Source organism: Patescibacteria group bacterium (genome assembly GCA_020148045.1).
In the GTDB taxonomy this organism is placed as follows: domain Bacteria; phylum Patescibacteriota; class Minisyncoccia; order Minisyncoccales; family GWA2-38-27; genus JAHCRG01.
Map to the genome: position 1 here is coordinate 23,665 of JAHCRG010000006.1, position 17,213 is coordinate 40,877.

The window sequence follows — 17,213 nt, forward strand, 5'->3', positions numbered from 1 at the left end:
TCCTTTCCTCACCCTATTGCTCTTTTAATTTGCTGCGCGCAGGAATGGGAGCGCTCTTAATAGTTTAGCACTGAGTTCGCGCTCTCATCCTTGTTTTCAATAAGAGGTCCCAAAAGACCTCTTTTTTTGGTATAGTAAAAATATGAGACAGGCAACACTTTGTTTATTGGTCAAAGAAAATCAAAACAACAAAGAGCTTCTTTTGGCAATGAAAAAGAGAGGGTTTGGAGTTGGAAAATGGAATGGAGTTGGGGGGAAGATAGATTCAGAAAAAGGAGATAAAAACATAGCAGACGCAGCTATTCGGGAGACCGAGGAAGAAATTGGAGTGAAGATTAAAGATTTAGAAAAAGTTGCTGTTTTAAGTTTTTATTTCCCTTATAATCGGGCATGGAATCAAGACGTTCATGTCTTTTTAGTTAAAAATTGGGAAGGAGAGCCAATAGAATCTGAAGAAATGCTGCCAAAATGGTTTAAGGTTAAAGACATTCCTTTTAAACAAATGTGGGAGGATGATAGATTTTGGCTTCAGCAGGTTTTGGAAGGCAAAAAATTAAAAGCTAAATTTATTTTCAAAAAAGGAGAAAAGATTTCTAAAAAAGACGTTAAGGTTATAGAAAATATTTAAAATTATGCCTGTTATTAAAACAAAAAACTTTATTTTGAGGCCGTTTAAAAAAGGGGATGAAGTATCTTTAGCTAAGAATATAAATCATAAGAAGATTTATCGAAACACTTGGACGGTTCCTTATCCTTACAATTTAAAACATGGCAAAGAATTTATAAGAAAAGATTTAAAAGAGCAGAGAAAGAAGAAACCAGCAGAGATAAACTTTGCAATTGATATTAATAAGGAGGTTATTGGTGGAATTGGATTTAAAGAAATAGAGAGTCATCAAGCAGAAATTCATTATTGGCTTGCTCCGAAATGTCATAATAAAGGCATAATGACCCTTGCCCTGAAAAAAATGACAAAGTATGGGTTTGAGAAACTAAAAGTTAGAAGAATTTATGCTTGCGTTTTTCCTTTTAATAAAGCTTCAATGAGGATTTTAGAGAAAAACCACTATAAATTGGAGGGAATTTTAAGAAAAGAAGTTAAAAAAGGAAGGAAATTGTTTGACGATCATCTTTTCGCTAAAGTTAGATAAAAATATGTTTGAGGTTTTTAAAGAGTATGCTAATTTAATTGTTGTTCTTTCTGAAAAAAGTGATGGAGCGATGAAATTTTCACCTGAGAATAAAGAAAGATTTTTAGGAAAATTGGGGATTAAAGATAAATTGGCAGTGAAAGCAGGTTTGGTTTATGGGAATAATGTAAAGGTTGTTTCTAATGAGGAAGCCGGGAAGACAATAGAAAAAACCGATGGATTAATAACAGCAGATAAAAATTTATTTTTGACTATTACAATGGCTGATTGCCTGCCGATTTTTATTTTTGACCCGGAAAAAGAAATTATTGGTTTGGTTCATGGAGGGTGGCGGAATTTGGCTCAAAATATTTTGACTTTGAGTGTTGAGAAAATAGCTGAAAATTTTGGTAGTTTGCCAAAAGATATTTTAGTTGGAATAGGGCCAGGGATTTCCCAATGCCATTTTGAAGTGAAAGAAGATTTGTTAGTAGAATTTAAACCTTATTTGGGAAACGCTTTATTAAATAAAAACGGGAAATTATTTTTAGACCTAAAAAAAATAGCTAAAATTCAATTAATTAATTTAGGAATAAAAGAAGAAAACATTGAAATCAGTCCGGAATGCACTTTCTGTCTTTCCGATAAATATTTTTCTTATAGAAGGGATAGATTTAAAGAAATCAAAACAATGATGGCAGTTATTGGAAGGAAATAAAAAATCGCCCAAAAGGCGATTTTCTGGTAGAATGAATGTATGGAATAGAATTAGAAAGAACTTTTTTACTAAAAGAAATACCAAAAAATTTAAAAAACTGTAAATCTATTGAGATTCTCGATATTTATATTCCTCAGTCAGTAGAACATCCAATTTTGAGAATTCGAAAAAGGGGAGATGTTTTTGAGATGACTAAAAAATCACCAGTGGAAAACGATTCTTCAGAACAGGGAGAGCAAACCATTTCTTTGTCAGAGAAAGAATTCTATGAATTATCGGTAATGGAGGGAAAGAGATTAAGAAAAATTCGTTATTTTTACCCTGTAAATAATAAAATAGCAGAAATAGATTTTTACTTAGATGATTTAGAAGGGCTGGTAACTGCAGATTTTGAATTTGATTCGGTTGGAGAGAAGGCAAGCTTTGTAATGCCGGATTTCTGTTTAGCAGACGTTACCCAAGAGAAAGGGGCTGCTGGAGGTATTCTTGCTGGAAAAAAATACTCTGATGTCCAGTCCACTTTGGACAAATATAATTACCAAAAAATTAAATTATAGTAAATTATATGGATTTTGTTTTTGTTTATATAACTAATCCGACAAAGAGGGAGGCGAGAAAGATAGCTAAGCATTTACTTAAAAAGAAATTAATTGCTTGTGCGAATATTTTTCCAATAAATAGTTTATATTGGTGGGAAGGGAAGATTATTGATGATAATGAATTTGTTTTGATTGCCAAGACAACCAAGGCAAATTTTAAAAAAGTTAAAAAAGAAGTTGAAAAAGTTCATTCATATAAAATTCCCTGCATCGTCAAAATTCCCGTAAGTTCAAATAAAAAATATTTCAATTGGCTAAAAAGAGAAATTAAAAAATAATATGGAATACACAGATTTTAGGGAGATTTTAGAAATTATTGCCAAAGCTGCCGGGAAAATAGAGACAGTGGAGATTTATTATCCTAAAACTGAAAATACTCCTGAGGGATGGAGAGAAGTTGAGCCATATAGTTTAACTACTGATATAGGTGACGAAGGGGAACATTTAGTTTATGGAAAAGATCGTTTAAGCCCAGGTCATATTTTTAATGGATACACTGTGGGGAGTAATGATAAGCACTGTGACTCTTTTATAATTGGGAAAATTAAAGCAGCTAAACTTACTAATAAAAGATTTAAGCCAAAATGGCCAGTAGAATTTTAAATTATGAGCAAGGTTTCGCGAGTCAAAGTTGATAAAAATTTAAAAAGGACAATTTTGGAGGCAGTGGATGGGGTAAGTGGGTTTAAGAAATTTATCAAGAAAGGAGATGTGGTTTTGCTAAAGCCGAACTTTAATACTGCTGACCCTTTTCCAGGTTCCACTGATTTTAAGTTTTTGAAAACTGTAGTTGAATTGGTTTACGAATACAAGCCTAAGATGGTGCTGCTTGGCGATTCTTCTACAATGAGTTTGAACACACGGAGAGTAATGAAGAAATTAAGAATCTTTGATTTGGAGAAGATGAAGAGGCCTCCCCGGGTTTATGTTTTTGATGAGAGACCCTGGGTAAAAAAAGAGATACCAAATGGTAAATATCTAAAAAGAGTTTATATTACTCATTATTTAGATAGAGCTGATAAATTGATTCTTCTTCCTTGTTTGAAAACTCACTTTTTGTCTCAGTTTACCGGGAGCTTGAAGCTTTCCATGGGCTTTATAAAACCTTTTCACCGGGTTCACTTTCATATAAAACATCTTCAAGAGAAAATAGCAGAATTAAACAAAATTATTCATCCTGATTTGGTTATTATGGATGCTCGGAAGTGTTTTGTTAATAAAGGACCGGGACAAGGCAAGCTTGCTGAGCCGAATTTAATTTTAGCTTCAACAAGCAGGATTGCTATTGATGTTGAAGGGATAAAAATAATTCAGAGCTTTAGAGGAAATTCCCTTAAAGGTATTGACCCTTGGGAATTACCCCAAATTAAAAAAGCAAAAGAATTCGGAATTAAATAAAATTATGGAATGTAAAAAGGAAGAAAATTTAAAAGATTGTCCTTGTACTTATCCCAATTGTCCCAGAAAAGGGACTTGTTGCGATTGTATAAAATATCATTGGCAGACGGGTGAACTCCCAGCTTGTTTTTTCTCTTCAGAAGCAGAGAAAACTTTTGACCGCTCAATTGAAAAATTTATTGAAGACCAAAAGAAATAGCTATTGGGCTTGACAAAGGTTTTTGATGGACTAATATAGAAAAAAGAAAAATGTTTGGAGATATAACTAATAAATTGAATAATCATAACCTCTTAATCGGTTTACTTGGCTTGCTTCTTTTGCTGGAGAAGCCGATTGGGAGGTTTAACAAAAATTTCTAATTTCTAATTACTAATTTCTAAACATTGAACCTCCCAACCAGGAGGTTCTTTCGTTTTTGTACCTTGAAAAGTAAATAAGAAAAGGAATCTTTTTAAAGAAAGGAGCGAAAAATGAGTAGCGAAGCACAAACAGCTGTTTTGAAGGGAAGATTAGAGGGCATTGGTTATGAGTTGTCAGAGGACGAATTGATATTAGTTTGTAGAGGATTCGATAGCCTGGTTCAAGTAAAAGCTCCTCTTAATAATGGCGATCTCTATATGCTTGTCCAGGAAGTTCTTGTTCAAGAAGAGACAACAGCGGAGGGCTTGATTACAGTAAAAAGGGTTGATTATCGCCGTGAGCATGATGTTTTATCTGCTACAGTAGTTCTTTCCCAAAACGAAGTTGAATTTGAAGCCACTGGAAGTGGAGGTGGGCCAATTGCCTCGGTTTGGACGGCTATTACGGGGGCTGTTTTCGAGAAAGGAATTCTTTTAGGAGAAGTAAAGCTTAAAGATTTTAAGATTTTTGCAGAGCCAGGGGGAGTTGAGGCTAAGGGATTATCTACTATTTGTATGGAGAATGACGGTAAGATAGGTTATGCTAGAGGAGTTGACCAAGATATTATTTTAGCTTCTGCCAAGGCCATAGTCTCAGCCATTAACCATCTCCTGTATGTTCCTGTAGAATCTGCGCTCGTTTAGCACCAACAAGCAAAGGCTCAAGTGAAATTCTTGGGCCTTTTTATTTTTGAGTTTTCTATTTTAGGAGAATAAGGTAGAATAAGAATTAGAAAACGGTCGGAGTAATAAATAGTAACTAAATAAAAATATGTGTGAGACTTGTGGTTGTACCCCAGCAGAACCAGAAAAAGAAGGAGAAGCAGAGGAAGAAAAAGAAGAATAAAATATGGCTTTGTGTTGTAGAAGATAATTCCTCGAGAACTGTTCTCGGGAAGTTTGTTTTGTGTTAAACCCCGTAGAAGAATTTTGAATTGAGCTTTGCTCAATCAATACTATTGTTCAAAATTTCTCTACGGGGTAAAATAATTTAATATGATTACTTTAGCCCAAGTAAAAAAGAATCCTCAGATTTTAGAGTTTATTAAAGGGACAGAAAATGTTCTGGCTGCTCTTTCTTATACTGATCATGGTTTTAGGCATGCCGATTTAGTAGCTGATAGGGCAAGGACAATTGCTAAAGAAATTGGTTTGAGTGGAGAAGAAGGAGAGTTGGCGGCAATTGCCGGTTTTTGTCATGATATGGGAAATTTCTTGAGCCGTACTTACCATAACTATTTTGGTGCTTTACTTTTTTCACAAGTTTTTAAAGATAAATTTGAGCCAAAAGAATTAGTAACTATTATGCAGGCCATTGCCAATCATGATAAGAAGATAGAAGATGTGAGTTTTGCAAGTCCAATTTCTGCTATTGTTGTTTTAGCCGATAAATCCGATGTTCATCGCTCAAGAGTGAGTGCCAGGGTTATGGAGGAAATAAAATCTGATATTCACGACAGAGTTAACTATGCCACCAAGCTGAGTCGTCTAAAAATTGATAAAAACAAAAAAAGGATTACTTTGACATTAAGAATTGATACTAATTTTGTTCCGATAGTGGAATATTTTGAAATTTTTACTGACAGAATGGTTTTTTGCCGAAAAGCAGCAGAGTATTTGGGTTATGATTTCGGTCTGATAATTAATAAATTTAGGTTACTTTAGCACTAAAGGTCAGATAATTATTGTTAAAAAATTAAATAGAAACTATGGAAGAATTTATATTAGGAAACTCATGGGTTCTTTTATTAATAGCTCTCTGGACTCTCCCCTGGAAGGGAGTGGCTTTATGGAAATCAGCCCGCAACAAACAAATGGGCTGGTTCATCATCCTCTTGATTTTGAATACCCTGGCCATCCTGGAAATCATTTATATTTTCTACTTCAGCAAAAAGAAAACCCGGTGAGCAATAAACAGTAAACAAAAGAAACAGAGGCCCGTCCTCTGTTTTTTATTGCGCTATTGACAAAAAATAACAATAATGCTATAATTTTGGATAATTGTGGTCTTTGAAAAGTTAATTTGGAACTGAATATACAGAAAGGAAATAAACGATGAAAAAGATAGAACATATTCTCAGAAGATACGATACGATGTTAAAGATAGTTTTGCTTGCGCTGTGGTTGTTATGGGCGCTTCCGTTATTCTCTCCTCTGAAAGAATTTCTTGCGAGAGAAGCAGAATCTCTGGTAAGCCGCGATACCAAGAAGATAAAACAAGAAAGTTTAGAGTTGTTAGAGTTTGCTGGAGAGGAAGTAAAAAGAGCAAAGGTAGAAGGAATTTCCTACAGCCCTCAAAAATATTTTGAAGATTTGAAAGAAATCGAAGAAAAGAGGGACTCTAGTGAAACCTTCTATCCTCAATATGAAGTGGATCAATTGAGAGGGCTCGCTTCGGATAACCTTAAAAAAGGATATTATAAATGGCACAAATGGGAGAAGGCTTGTTCCATTTATAACAACTGGCGTAAAGAAAATACGCCTGAGGAGAACTTCTTTCCGATTGAAAAAGTTAGCTTGCGAGGGGTACTGTCTCGGTCAACAATCTTCTACCTGCGTTCGATGCTTTTAGTCCTTTTCTTTTATCTGATAAGGATGGCCCAGAGATACAAAAGCATTCTTGGAACCATCCTTGCTGATAAAAAGAAGTTCATTTTGGCAATTCTAGGATGGTTCTTCTACATCTATGAGTATCCCTACAATGTTGTCCGTGAGATAAGAGTAGAAGCAGAACTCCGTAGATTAAAGGGGCTATTCCGAGTTTTCAGTGCTAAAGAGTCAAAATTAGTCAGAGAAGTTGCTAATAGTAGTTATTACAAGCAATGGATTGCTGAATACCGTCAGCAAAACAGAGGTAGTTTTAGACGAGGACTATTCTTGGCTCTAATGGCAACTTTGTTCCTTCATCTATTGCTTTCCTCTAGTCTCAGAGCTTCGGAAAAGAGAATAAGAAGTCCAGGATTAATACTTTGTCGGGCAGAGAATCAGATTGAGACAGAACAGAATCTAAACGATGATACCAGTGAAGACACTCATCAAGTTGAAAGGTGGGGAATACCCCCAGAGATTGGATTACCTGAACCTCCATTACTGGTAATGATTGTAAGATTTCTAAAAGAGATTTGGCGCAGCAGACAACCAGATAGTATTGATCGTGTCCCTCGTTCCTCTCTGTTTGGTGTAATTAACGTCAACATTAACCAAACAATGAAAGGAAAAAGAAATGAATACGGTCAAAAAGATAATTTGGTTGGTTGTCTTATTAACTAGGGTAACAGGAGTTGTATTTGCTGGTGATGAGAGTCAAGATATTTCTGTAACCCTATCGTCGAAGATTTACTCAAAGTATCTTAATGAGGGCGGTGGTAACATTTTGCATGACAAGCCAGTTATTCAAACTGATTTGTTTGCTTCACTGCCAAAAGGATTTTATCTGGGTATTTGGCATTCTGCCGGGCTTGATGGAACGGGTTTGTCCTCTGACAATGGCGACGAAATTGATTATATTGTCGGTTGGAGCGGAAAAGTAGGAAAGGTTAATTTAGATATCGGCGCATACTACTTTGACTTGGTTGATATTTTTAAATCACCCCACGGTGATATAATCGAGCCTTATTTTGAAATAAGTAAAGGCTTTGATATCTCTGACAAACATTGCTTAACGCCCTATGTATGGTTTGGATTCCCTTATTCAGCAAAAGGTGATGAATTTGGGCATGGGTTTTACGTCCGTCCCGGCGTTAAACATGCTTGGCAGATAACTCCGAAACTCACGCTTAATCAGAAAGCTAATTTATTCTTTGACGATGGTGCTTGCGGTTTCGATAGCGGTCTATTTGGAGAATACCGCTGCAGTTTCAGTTGGCAGATATCTAAATCAACTACAATTGACTTGATATCTGTAAAAGGTATTACCCCTTTTACTTCGCTATCCGACAATCGCAAGACCGAAATTGTATATGGAGCGGGCATAACATACCGTTTCTAAAAAGTAAGGCCCTTTGAGGTTTGTAAATCTCAAGGGGCTTTTTCTTTAAAAATTATTGAAACCTGTTATAATATATAATCAAATATTATATTTATGAAAAAATATATTTTCGCTATTTTTGTTTTAGGGTTGTTATTTGGTGTTTTTGATTTTGTCTTAGCTCAAGAGAATCTACTTGAGATTAATTTTTTTTATACCAGGGGCTGCCATTATTGTGCTGAAGAAAAAAAGTTCTTGAATGAGTTGGAGCAGCAATACCCCCAAATAGAGATAAAAAGATTTGATATTTCCAAAAGGGAAAGCATTGAGTTATTAAAGAAATTTTATCAGGAATATGAGGTAGCAAAAGAAGAGTGGGGCTTATTCCCAATTACTTTTACTAGTGAGCGTTATTTCTTGGGCTTTGATAATATAATTAGCCAAGAAATAGAATCTTGTATTGAAAAGTGTGTTACTGGTAGAGAACAAGAAATTAAAGAAAAAATTACTCTCCCAATTATTGGTGAAATAGATGTCAGGAAGTATTCTTTACCTACACTAGCTGTTATTTTAGGAACTTTGGATGGTTTTAATATTTGTTCTTTAGGGGCTTTGATTTTGATTTTAGGCCTGGTCTTAGCTCTTCGTTCAAGAAAGAAAACTTTGCTTTTCGGTGGGCTTTTTATCCTGACAACAGCTATTGTCTATGGATTTTTAATAGTTCTTTGGTATCAAATTTTCTCTTTTCTTGTTCCTTATATGAGAACTATGGAAATTTTAATAGGTCTTTTAGGAATAGGAGCAGGGATTTATTTTTTAAGACAATTTATCAGATTTAGGAAATACGGCCCAACTTGTGAAGTAGGTTTAGGAAAAGAAATAATATCAAAATTTTCTTTAAGATTTCAAAAATTTCTTAAAGAACCAGGAAGTATTTTATTACTCTTAGGAAGTGTACTTTTATTTGCCGGAATAATTACCATTGTAGAATTTCCTTGTTCAGCTGCGGTTCCCGTTGTTTTTGCTGGTATTTTATCCCAGTCTCAGCTTCCTGGACTTTTTTATCTTTTATACATTGCTCTTTTTCTCCTCTTTTACATGCTAGATGAAATTATTGTTTTTCTGGTTGCTTTCTTGACAATGAAAGTTTGGCTTGCTTCAAGCAAAGCAATAACTTGGATTACCTTAACTGAAGCAATAATTCTTTTCCTACTTGGATTTTATTATCTTTTTGGATTTGGTGCTTTGTTATGAAAAACATAAACCAAGAACTAAAAGAAATTAAAGAGGAGGTTATAAATTGTAGAAAATGTCCTTTATATAAAACAAGAACTTATCCAGTAATCGGAGAAGGAAACCATCAGGCAAAAATAATGTTTGTTGGGGAAGCACCCGGGGTTCAGGAGGATAAAACCGGTCATCCCTTTTGTGGAGCAGCAGGAAGGATTTTGGATGAGCTTTTAGAATCGGTAGGGATAAAAAGAGAAGATGTTTACGTTACGAATTTGTTAAAGGACAGACCGCCAGGTAATCGTGATCCTCAAAAAGAAGAAATTGAAGCCTGTGTTCCTTATTTGGAGAGACAAATTGAAATTATCAAGCCAGAAATCATTTGTCCTTTGGGTAGGTATTCAATGAAATTTTTAATGGAGAAGTTTGACTTAAAAGACGAGATTCAACCAATTAGCAGAATTCATGGGAGAGTTTTTAAAATAAAGGAAGGATTGTCCCTAATCCCTCTTTATCATCCAGCAGTAGCAACTTACAACCCAAATATGAAAGAAATTCTAAAAAAAGATTTTAAGATTTTAGAAAAATTTAATTAAAATGAATGTTTTATTTTATATCTTAATTAGTACATTTTTAATCAGTATCATTGCTTTTATTGGAGCTGTAACTTTATTTTTAAAAGAAAAACTTTTGAATAAAATCCTTTTAATCTTAGTTGCTTTCTCTGCCGGTGCTTTAATTGGGGGAGCATTTTTACATTTAATTCCAGAGGCAATTGAAAAGGTTGGCTTGGAAGAAAACTCACTTTTAAAAATATTCTTATATCTAATTTTTGGTTTCTGTATCTTTTTTATCTTAGAACAGTTTATCAGATGGCATCATCACCACGCAACCCAGCATCCAGAAATAGCTCCTTTTTCTTATCTAATTTTGATCTCGGATGCTGTCCATAATTTTATTGATGGCTTGATTATTGCAGCTTCCTTTGTTGTGGCCTTACCAATTGGAGTAGTTACTGCCTTGGCAGTAGCTCTCCATGAAATTCCTCAAGAAATCGGGGACTATGGAGTTTTGGTCTACGGCGGATTTAAAAGAGTTAAGGCCTTGTTTTTAAACTTTTTCTCAGCAAGTGCTGTAATTTTTGGAGGAATTGTTGGCTTTTTGCTTTCAGAGAAAATCGGTCAGTCAATTATTTTCCTTTTACCTTTTGCAGCTGGCAACTTTATTTACATTGCTTCTTCAGACCTAATTCCTGAAATTAAGCATAAAGAAAGTTTTAAAAAATCAATAATTTATTTTCTTGTATTTCTGCTTGGGATAGCTTTAATGTTATTGATAAGAATTATATAAAAATGTTTTATAAAATTATAGACAGCCGAGAGTTATTCTCTCGGCTTTTTAGTTATTAACAGGTTAGGGTCTTGACAGGGTATTATTATGGGTATATACTCATAATAGAAAGGTCGGAATTATGATTACAAAATTAAGTAGAACAAAAACATGCCAAGATTTGACCAAACTGGTCCTTTGGGTCAAGGTCCTATGACTGGAAGAGGTTTAGGCCCTTGCGGAGGCGGAATGGGCTATGGCAGAGGCTATGGCCGTGGCTTTGGCTGGAGAAGATTCTATACCAGAAGAGAGGAAGCGGAAATTTTGAAAGAAGAAACAGAAGTTTTAGAAGAAGAATTAAGAGCAGTTAAAGAACGTTTGACTGAACTAAAGGGTCAAAAAAAATAAAAGAAGGCCGTAAACCTGGCTCCTCCTAAGGGGGGGCCAGGGTAGCCTTCTTATTTAAACAATAACATTAAATTTTGATTATGCCAAGACCAAGACTTTGTAGAAGAATTAGATTTCATCCAAATATAACCTATTTTAAACCTCGAGGTGTACCAATGAGACATTTGGAGATTGTTGAATTAACTACTGAAGAAGTAGAGGCTTTGAGATTAAAAAATATAAAAGATTTAGATCAGGTTGATTGTGCCAAGCAAATGAAAACATCGCAGAGTACTTTCCAGAGGATTTTATCATCTGCTTACAAAAAAATTACAGAGGCCTTAATAAAAGGCAAGGCAATTCAGATAAAAAAGTAGAGACCGGGTCTCTACTTTTTGATTAGTAGGTGAAAACTACTTTTTTGTTTTTGGAGCGAGTTTTTTGATTAATCTCCAGGAGGAGGTAAAGTAATATCCTCGGGTTCGAAGATAACTTTTCTCTCACCTTCTTCCACTATACCAAGATCAATTAAATGGTAATTAGATTTTTCGCCAGTATTAATAGTCCTCTCTACAGCAGATGGGGGCACGAACATGTAGTAACCAATTCCCCAGTTAAAAGTTGTAAGACAATCTTCCAGCCCTACCCCAAGTTCTCGCATAAACAGAAATAAAGGAGGTATTTCTTTTACCCAAGTATGGATACGGTAAGTGAGCCGCCGTTTATCAAAGGCTATCTTGCTTACACCACTACCAGTACCTGGCAAAAGAGCATGGATTTCTATCTCGTTTTCTAATAGCGCTTCAACCAGAGCTACATATGACCTGGTAGGAATAAGGGCTTCTTCTCCAAGCGTCCTACCAGTGGCAGGTAATTTGGTAAGAAATTTTTCTGGAAGCATTAGAGCACGTTTGATAACAAGCGAAATCCCGTTGGCGTGTAAGCCCGAAGACGTAACACCGATTATATGATCACCCGGTTGCAATTTTTCTCCAGTGATAAGTCGATGGGATGGAGCAATAATCCCGGTAACGCAACCACTCAAAGAGGGAGCACTTTTTACGGGTCGCTTAGATTTGATTAAATAACGGAGAGAAGGAGACTCGCCTGCGGGTAGGGCCATACCAACCATTTTGCATACTTTTAAAAAACCATTAGCTAAATCTTCGCTCCTTTTTTCATCTTGAAACCACTCGCTATCACCGGCAGCGACTTCGTCAGTGTAGACAACCGGCATTGCCCCTTGAGCAATTACATCATTCACCGCCATCAGGGCAGTATCCACGCCGATGTCATTATAGAAAGTTTTACCTGTGCCAGAAAACTGATACATCCATTCAGAAATCCAATTCTTATTTCCAAGACCTTCCTGAGTGTTGCACCAGAGGTGAGGATGGTTGCCCCGGTATTCATAGACAGCTCCATGGGGGTCTATTAAATCCATACGAATAAAGACCTTCCGTCGATTGGGAAAACTTAATGTTTGCTTTCCTGTTCTTATCATTGCTCGTTTAAAAGCTTCGATTTTACTGTAATCTACGCCAGCTTGAGCATAAGCACTTTTTTTCTTTGCCATTTTTATCCCTTTCAATGATACCGTATTGTCATACTTGTAATTCCCCTTGATCCTTTTCGAGGTGTAAAGCCAAAATATTTTTTGAATTCATAAATGGCCATCTCGTCTATTTTACGTACTCCATTTGAAGAATACCACCGGCCCTCAGTTTTTTTTAATTCTGCTTTTATAGGCCAACGGCGAATCCAAGATTCAGAAGAAGACTCGCTTGGATTGTCTCTTGTTACAATAAATTCCTTTGTGATTATCTTCATTTTCTACCCCTTTCAATTATAAATGAACAGTTTTCTTTTTCCAATGCTATTTTAATTATTATGATAAATTTGTCAACTGAAATTTAAAGAAAGCCCGTTTTATAAAACGGGCTTTTTTATCAACAAGATTGTGTTTCGTTGATACTATTAATGTTCTTCACACCATTTTCTGGCGTTTTGGAAAAGTTTTAGCCAGGGGGAAACTTTGAGCTTTGGCCATTTTCTTGACCAATAAAACCATTGCCAGAAAGTGAATAATCTTTCAGGGTGAGGCATCATTGCCAAGTGCCTACCATCAGGTGAACACAAAGCAGTAATACCCAGGATTGAACCATTGGGATTGTAAGGATATCTCATTGTGGGAACTCCGTCATCATCAACGAAGCGAAGGGGAGCCAAGTTTTTCTCCAGGACCTCCTTAAGAATCGAGTCGCTAGGGAAGAAACAACGACCCTCGCTGTGAGCTACCCAGATACCGAGAACTGAGCCCTCCATATCCTGGAGCATTAACGCTGGGCTGGGCATGACTTTAACTGCTATAGGTCGCGATTCGAAGATTCTTGATTCATTCCGGACAAAACGCGGCTGTTTTATTAGCTCAATGCCTGGCCGAGGTATCCAACCGAGAAAAGGCATAACCTGAGAGCCATTACAGACACCCAGAGAAAAAGTGTCTGGCCGAGAGTAGAAGTTTTCAAACTCTTTTTGGACTCGCTCGTTGGTCTTAATTACCCAAGCCCAACCTTTGCCTGCATCCAAAACATCTGCGTAACTGAAGCCACCTGAGAAAGCAATGCCTCGAAAATCATTCAAGCTAATTCTTCCTTCAACCAAATCAGTCATGGTAACATCCCAGGCCTCAAAACCGGCAGCATCGAAAGCTCCAGCCATTTCCTTATCTCCGTTAGTGCCTACTTCACGGAGAATAGCCACCTTTGCTTGCTTAACTTTCATCTTTATCTCCGGGGTTGCTTCGGGCTTAAAGCGAAGCTCTAGAGGAAGGCCTTTCCGGTCATAAGTATTTTTCCTTTCAGCTTCTACACAGGCCGGATTGGCTTGGAGTTTATCCAGCCGATAGGAAGTTTCTTGCCATATGTTTCGAAGTTTTCTCATATCTTCAGACAAGACAGGCTGACCTTTGTGATGAATCTTTATCTGATAATCATTAGTGGTACGTCCGAGTATATGGCAGCAACCCTCTAGTCCTTGGCCTAGCAAGAATCTCAGGATTCTCCTTTCATCTTTGGGCAGATATTCAATGACTAGGCCTAACTCTTCTGAGAAAAGTATAGGTAGGATGTTTGTTTTCCAAATAGGCCTGCGAAAGCTAATATACAAACCACAGTTTCCCGCAAAAGCCATCTCTAAGAGGCAGGTTATTAAACCACCATCAGAACGGTCATGGCCAGCTAAGATTAAATCCCTCCTGATTAGCTCTTGAATCGCTTCAAATCCCTGACGCAAAATTTGGGGATTTTCAACATCAGGGGCTTGATTACCAATCTGATTGTGAACCTGAGCTAAGGCTGAGCCCCCGAGTCGCTGCTTGTCCCTGGAAAGGTCAATTAACATCAATTTGCTTTGACCCGGCATTTTAATATCTGGGGTGACAACTCTAGTAATATCTGGGCAGGGGGCAAAACTAATCATTTGGACAGTGCCTGGTGACTTAACAGGATGTTTCTGGTCATTTTTGGTAGTCCAGGCAGTCATTGAGACGGAATCCTTGCCAACTGGAATTCGCAGTCCCAACTTACGGCAGAGACCGCTAGTTGCTTTAACTGCTTCATAAAGCCGGGCATCTTCACCTGGCTGCTTGCAAGGCCATTGCCAGGTAGCTGAAAAGTTAATTGACTCAAAGCTTTCAACCAGTGCCCAGACCAGATTGGTTAAAGATTCACCTAGGCTCATTCTTCCTCCGGCTTTTGGATTAACCAGACCTTTAATTGGCTGTTCACCAATAGCCATTGCTGTACCAGTAGTTACAAAGAAGCTATCAGCAGTTACAGCACAGTCAGCCAAGGTAAGTTGGCAGGGCCCAACTGTTTGTTGCTGAGCAACCAAACCACCTACTGAACGGTCAACCTTGCGAGTTAGGAATTGTTTTGAAGCAACCTTTGGCAAACGAAGAACTCGCTCTAAGGCCTTCATAACTGTTAATCCTTCTGGTAGTTGAAGTGGTTTAAGTTGGCGGAGTATCTTTTGGCACTTGATAGTCATCTGAGGTAAATTAGCCAGCAGGAAATTCATATCAACATCAATGGGTATTTTTTGCTCCCGAGGTGCGTCATCGGGGGCTGAGCGGTCAGTGACCACCAATTTCCCATCACCAGTAATTTCTCCAACCACATACATTGGGCAACGATTTCGCTGACAGATTTTTCGCAATGTTTCTAATCTCTCTGGCCAGACAATCATTACCATACTCTCTTGGGACTCATTGCACCAGAAGACATAGACAGGCATGGTTTTATCTCCGCAGGGAATCTCCCGGAGTTCATAGCGGGCTCCAGCAGGAAAACTAATTTCAGGTAGGGCTACACTTTCACCACCAGCTCCTAAGTCAGTAGTGCTGACAATAGGATTTTCGTCTCCTAATTCTGAGCAGGCCTGAAAGACATCATTCATTCGATTTTCCATTTCCGGATTAGCCCGCTGGACTGAATTCCAGTCAAGTTCTTCCTCTTGAGCACCAGCATCTTTGCTTGAACCAGAACCTCCACCCAAACCAATCCAATATCTGTCTCCACCCAACTGAACAACTGGATACCCCTTTTCGGGCTTCATTTTATAGGCATGTTTCTCGTCAATATAGCCAAAGTTCCCAGCCACCATACAAGTTTTTCTCCAGCCATGGTGTTCTTTGCCAATCATTTGTTCAAACGAAGTAAAAGAGCCCAAGATTACTGGCTGTCCGAACATGTTGCCATAGTAACTGGCTCCATTGGAAGCTTGGATGATAATCTCTAAAGGTGTTTGGAAACGCTTGGGATGGGACGCATACTCTTTTTCCCAAAGTAAAATATAATCTGGGATAAAGAGATTGGCTACATAATAACAAGCTAAACCAACAGTCACGATGCCTCCTCTGCCAGTACCCATTGGATCGCGGATAACACCCCCGAGACCGGTTGCTGAACCATCATAGGCGTCGATAGCTGTTGGATGGTTATGGGTCTCGACCTTGGCAAGAATGCAGGAGCTTATGGGTCGGCAGGCAAAAGGCGAGGGCCTGGTAGGGTCTGATGTCACAAGTGCTGTTACCGGCCTCCCGGAAAGCACAGCAGCATTATCAGTATAGGCAACCAGGACATTAGCTTGATTTGCTTCGGTCGTTGCCTTAATCATGCCAAAAAGAGTGTCGGGCATTTCTTGGCCGTCAATAATATATTTTCCGTTGAAACGGTGATGCCGGCAGTGCTCAGAATTAAGCTGGCCAAACATGAACAATTCAGCATCAGTAGGATTACGCCCTATCTTTTTGCAGTACTGATGGATATACTCTGCCATTTGTTCATCTATTGCTAAGCCTAACTGCTCATTAGCTTGTTTAATAGCCTTGACTCCTTTTTCCAGAAGAGGAATTAGCTGAACTGGTGCTGGTTTTACATCTATCTCAAAGCTGGTTACTGGCTCTGGATAAACTTGTTCTGTCATTCGGTCATGAATCAAGGCATAAATTTGCTTCCGTTGGGCAGAAGTAAGAAGAGAATTCCCTCTGGTTGTAATCTGAAAACGTCGGTTAGTTTCTATTCTGGTAACTAAGTCTAATTCACAAGCATGGCAGATAGAAACTGCGCTGGTGCTTTGGGGAGAAACCCAGGCTAAACGAGGACCAGCCTCGAATACTGGTTCAGCTAATCTGGTCTGACTTCCGAATTTTTCTGGTTCAAAAGTCTCACGCAGTAGCCCTTCCAAGCGCTCTAATTCTCCGGACCTAAAGGGCCTCTTAGAATCAACATAGAATCTTCGTTCAATCTTAACCCCTTCAATTAATGGCGAAACTTCTTTCTTAAGATCTTTTAACCATAACTGTTCTTCAATCTCCCAAAGTTTTGAAGTTCGAAAACGTGAAACAATCATATCTTTTCTCCTTTCCCAACCTATGGTTGGTCAGCCGTAGGCTGATTTTCCAAAAAATATTGTCAATGAGCTACTTGCCCCGCACCGAAGTTGTTCTGGTGCGGAGTTCGCATACGATACTCAACCATAGAAAATTTTATATT

20 protein-coding genes are annotated in these 17,213 nt (G+C 37.6%); 17 read left to right on the forward strand and 3 right to left on the reverse strand.

The genetic code is table 11. The annotated features are described in order from the left end of the window. The first annotated feature begins 142 nt into the window (after positions 1-142). From KJA13_01545 to KJA13_01625, 17 genes are all read left to right on the forward strand, one after another. Positions 143-628 (forward strand): 8-oxo-dGTP diphosphatase, encoded by a 486-nt coding sequence (locus KJA13_01545; protein ID MBZ9577701.1) that lies wholly within the window; start codon positions 143-145, stop codon positions 626-628. A gap of 4 nt (positions 629-632) precedes the next feature. Continuing rightward, positions 633-1,151, forward strand: coding sequence for a GNAT family N-acetyltransferase (locus KJA13_01550; GenBank protein MBZ9577702.1), 519 nt, complete (start codon positions 633-635; stop codon positions 1,149-1,151). Positions 1,152-1,155: 4 nt separating this feature from the next. Continuing rightward, positions 1,156-1,848, forward strand: coding sequence for a peptidoglycan editing factor PgeF (pgeF, locus tag KJA13_01555; protein ID MBZ9577703.1), 693 nt, complete (start codon positions 1,156-1,158; stop codon positions 1,846-1,848). A 35-nt stretch (positions 1,849-1,883) separates the two neighbouring features. Further along, positions 1,884-2,405: a hypothetical protein gene (locus tag KJA13_01560; protein ID MBZ9577704.1), complete on the forward strand. Its 522-nt coding sequence runs from the start codon at positions 1,884-1,886 to the stop codon at positions 2,403-2,405. Between the two features lie 8 nt (positions 2,406-2,413). Continuing rightward, complete coding sequence (locus tag KJA13_01565) at positions 2,414-2,725, forward strand: divalent-cation tolerance protein CutA (GenBank protein ID MBZ9577705.1); 312 nt, start codon at positions 2,414-2,416, stop codon at positions 2,723-2,725. A 1-nt stretch (position 2,726) separates the two neighbouring features. After that, positions 2,727-3,050 carry a hypothetical protein gene (locus KJA13_01570; GenBank protein MBZ9577706.1) on the forward strand — a complete coding sequence of 108 codons (324 nt, stop codon included), beginning with the start codon at positions 2,727-2,729 and terminating at the stop codon, positions 3,048-3,050. A 3-nt stretch (positions 3,051-3,053) separates the two neighbouring features. Further along, entirely contained in the window at positions 3,054-3,845 is a 792-nt protein-coding gene (locus KJA13_01575) for a DUF362 domain-containing protein (protein ID MBZ9577707.1), read from the forward strand. Between the two features lie 4 nt (positions 3,846-3,849). Next, entirely contained in the window at positions 3,850-4,044 is a 195-nt protein-coding gene (locus KJA13_01580; protein MBZ9577708.1) for a hypothetical protein, read from the forward strand. Positions 4,045-4,316: 272 nt separating this feature from the next. Then, positions 4,317-4,889, forward strand: coding sequence for a hypothetical protein (locus tag KJA13_01585; protein ID MBZ9577709.1), 573 nt, complete (start codon positions 4,317-4,319; stop codon positions 4,887-4,889). 351 nt (positions 4,890-5,240) lie between these two features. Then, entirely contained in the window at positions 5,241-5,909 is a 669-nt protein-coding gene (locus KJA13_01590; protein ID MBZ9577710.1) for an HD domain-containing protein, read from the forward strand. A gap of 390 nt (positions 5,910-6,299) precedes the next feature. Beyond that, positions 6,300-7,514 (forward strand): hypothetical protein, encoded by a 1,215-nt coding sequence (locus KJA13_01595; GenBank protein ID MBZ9577711.1) that lies wholly within the window; start codon positions 6,300-6,302, stop codon positions 7,512-7,514. Next, complete coding sequence (locus KJA13_01600) at positions 7,468-8,232, forward strand: hypothetical protein (protein ID MBZ9577712.1); 765 nt, start codon at positions 7,468-7,470, stop codon at positions 8,230-8,232. The genes KJA13_01595 and KJA13_01600 overlap by 47 nt, the downstream gene beginning before the upstream one ends. 93 nt (positions 8,233-8,325) lie before the next feature. Continuing rightward, positions 8,326-9,465 (forward strand): glutaredoxin family protein, encoded by a 1,140-nt coding sequence (locus KJA13_01605; GenBank protein MBZ9577713.1) that lies wholly within the window; start codon positions 8,326-8,328, stop codon positions 9,463-9,465. Further along, positions 9,462-10,037, forward strand: coding sequence for a uracil-DNA glycosylase (locus KJA13_01610; protein MBZ9577714.1), 576 nt, complete (start codon positions 9,462-9,464; stop codon positions 10,035-10,037). The genes KJA13_01605 and KJA13_01610 overlap by 4 nt, the downstream gene beginning before the upstream one ends. 1 nt (position 10,038) lies before the next feature. Continuing rightward, positions 10,039-10,791, forward strand: a complete 753-nt coding sequence (locus KJA13_01615) for a ZIP family metal transporter (protein ID MBZ9577715.1) — start codon at positions 10,039-10,041, stop codon at positions 10,789-10,791. Positions 10,792-10,941: 150 nt separating this feature from the next. Further along, positions 10,942-11,178, forward strand: coding sequence for a DUF5320 domain-containing protein (locus KJA13_01620; GenBank protein MBZ9577716.1), 237 nt, complete (start codon positions 10,942-10,944; stop codon positions 11,176-11,178). Between the two features lie 80 nt (positions 11,179-11,258). After that, complete coding sequence (locus tag KJA13_01625; GenBank protein ID MBZ9577717.1) at positions 11,259-11,534, forward strand: DUF134 domain-containing protein; 276 nt, start codon at positions 11,259-11,261, stop codon at positions 11,532-11,534. Positions 11,535-11,602: 68 nt separating this feature from the next. Here the strand turns inward: KJA13_01625 and KJA13_01630 are convergent, their stop codons facing one another. From KJA13_01630 to purL, 3 genes are all read right to left on the reverse strand, one after another. Next, entirely contained in the window at positions 11,603-12,733 is a 1,131-nt protein-coding gene (locus KJA13_01630) for a hypothetical protein (protein ID MBZ9577718.1), read from the reverse strand. 11 nt (positions 12,734-12,744) lie between these two features. After that, on the reverse strand, positions 12,745-12,987 hold the full coding sequence (locus KJA13_01635) for a hypothetical protein (GenBank protein MBZ9577719.1): 243 nt from the start codon (positions 12,985-12,987) through the stop codon (positions 12,745-12,747). 147 nt (positions 12,988-13,134) lie between these two features. Continuing rightward, positions 13,135-17,070 (reverse strand): phosphoribosylformylglycinamidine synthase, encoded by a 3,936-nt coding sequence (purL, locus tag KJA13_01640; GenBank protein MBZ9577720.1) that lies wholly within the window; start codon positions 17,068-17,070, stop codon positions 13,135-13,137. Positions 17,071-17,213: the final 143 nt, after the last annotated feature.

Coding starts and splice junctions, on each gene's coding strand:
- KJA13_01550 (MBZ9577702.1), top strand. CDS start 633: ATGCCTGTTATTAAAACAAAAAACTTTATTTTGAGGCCGTTTAAAAAA.
- KJA13_01595 (MBZ9577711.1), top strand. CDS start 6,300: ATGAAAAAGATAGAACATATTCTCAGAAGATACGATACGATGTTAAAG.
- pgeF (MBZ9577703.1), top strand. CDS start 1,156: ATGTTTGAGGTTTTTAAAGAGTATGCTAATTTAATTGTTGTTCTTTCT.
- KJA13_01610 (MBZ9577714.1), top strand. CDS start 9,462: ATGAAAAACATAAACCAAGAACTAAAAGAAATTAAAGAGGAGGTTATA.
- KJA13_01635 (MBZ9577719.1), bottom strand. CDS start 12,987: ATGAAGATAATCACAAAGGAATTTATTGTAACAAGAGACAATCCAAGC.
- purL (MBZ9577720.1), bottom strand. CDS start 17,070: ATGATTGTTTCACGTTTTCGAACTTCAAAACTTTGGGAGATTGAAGAA.
- KJA13_01620 (MBZ9577716.1), top strand. CDS start 10,942: ATGCCAAGATTTGACCAAACTGGTCCTTTGGGTCAAGGTCCTATGACT.
- KJA13_01585 (MBZ9577709.1), top strand. CDS start 4,317: ATGAGTAGCGAAGCACAAACAGCTGTTTTGAAGGGAAGATTAGAGGGC.
- KJA13_01575 (MBZ9577707.1), top strand. CDS start 3,054: ATGAGCAAGGTTTCGCGAGTCAAAGTTGATAAAAATTTAAAAAGGACA.
- KJA13_01590 (MBZ9577710.1), top strand. CDS start 5,241: ATGATTACTTTAGCCCAAGTAAAAAAGAATCCTCAGATTTTAGAGTTT.
- KJA13_01545 (MBZ9577701.1), top strand. CDS start 143: ATGAGACAGGCAACACTTTGTTTATTGGTCAAAGAAAATCAAAACAAC.
- KJA13_01600 (MBZ9577712.1), top strand. CDS start 7,468: ATGAATACGGTCAAAAAGATAATTTGGTTGGTTGTCTTATTAACTAGG.
- KJA13_01560 (MBZ9577704.1), top strand. CDS start 1,884: ATGTATGGAATAGAATTAGAAAGAACTTTTTTACTAAAAGAAATACCA.
- KJA13_01605 (MBZ9577713.1), top strand. CDS start 8,326: ATGAAAAAATATATTTTCGCTATTTTTGTTTTAGGGTTGTTATTTGGT.
- KJA13_01630 (MBZ9577718.1), bottom strand. CDS start 12,733: ATGGCAAAGAAAAAAAGTGCTTATGCTCAAGCTGGCGTAGATTACAGT.
- KJA13_01580 (MBZ9577708.1), top strand. CDS start 3,850: ATGGAATGTAAAAAGGAAGAAAATTTAAAAGATTGTCCTTGTACTTAT.
- KJA13_01615 (MBZ9577715.1), top strand. CDS start 10,039: ATGAATGTTTTATTTTATATCTTAATTAGTACATTTTTAATCAGTATC.
- KJA13_01625 (MBZ9577717.1), top strand. CDS start 11,259: ATGCCAAGACCAAGACTTTGTAGAAGAATTAGATTTCATCCAAATATA.
- KJA13_01570 (MBZ9577706.1), top strand. CDS start 2,727: ATGGAATACACAGATTTTAGGGAGATTTTAGAAATTATTGCCAAAGCT.
- KJA13_01565 (MBZ9577705.1), top strand. CDS start 2,414: ATGGATTTTGTTTTTGTTTATATAACTAATCCGACAAAGAGGGAGGCG.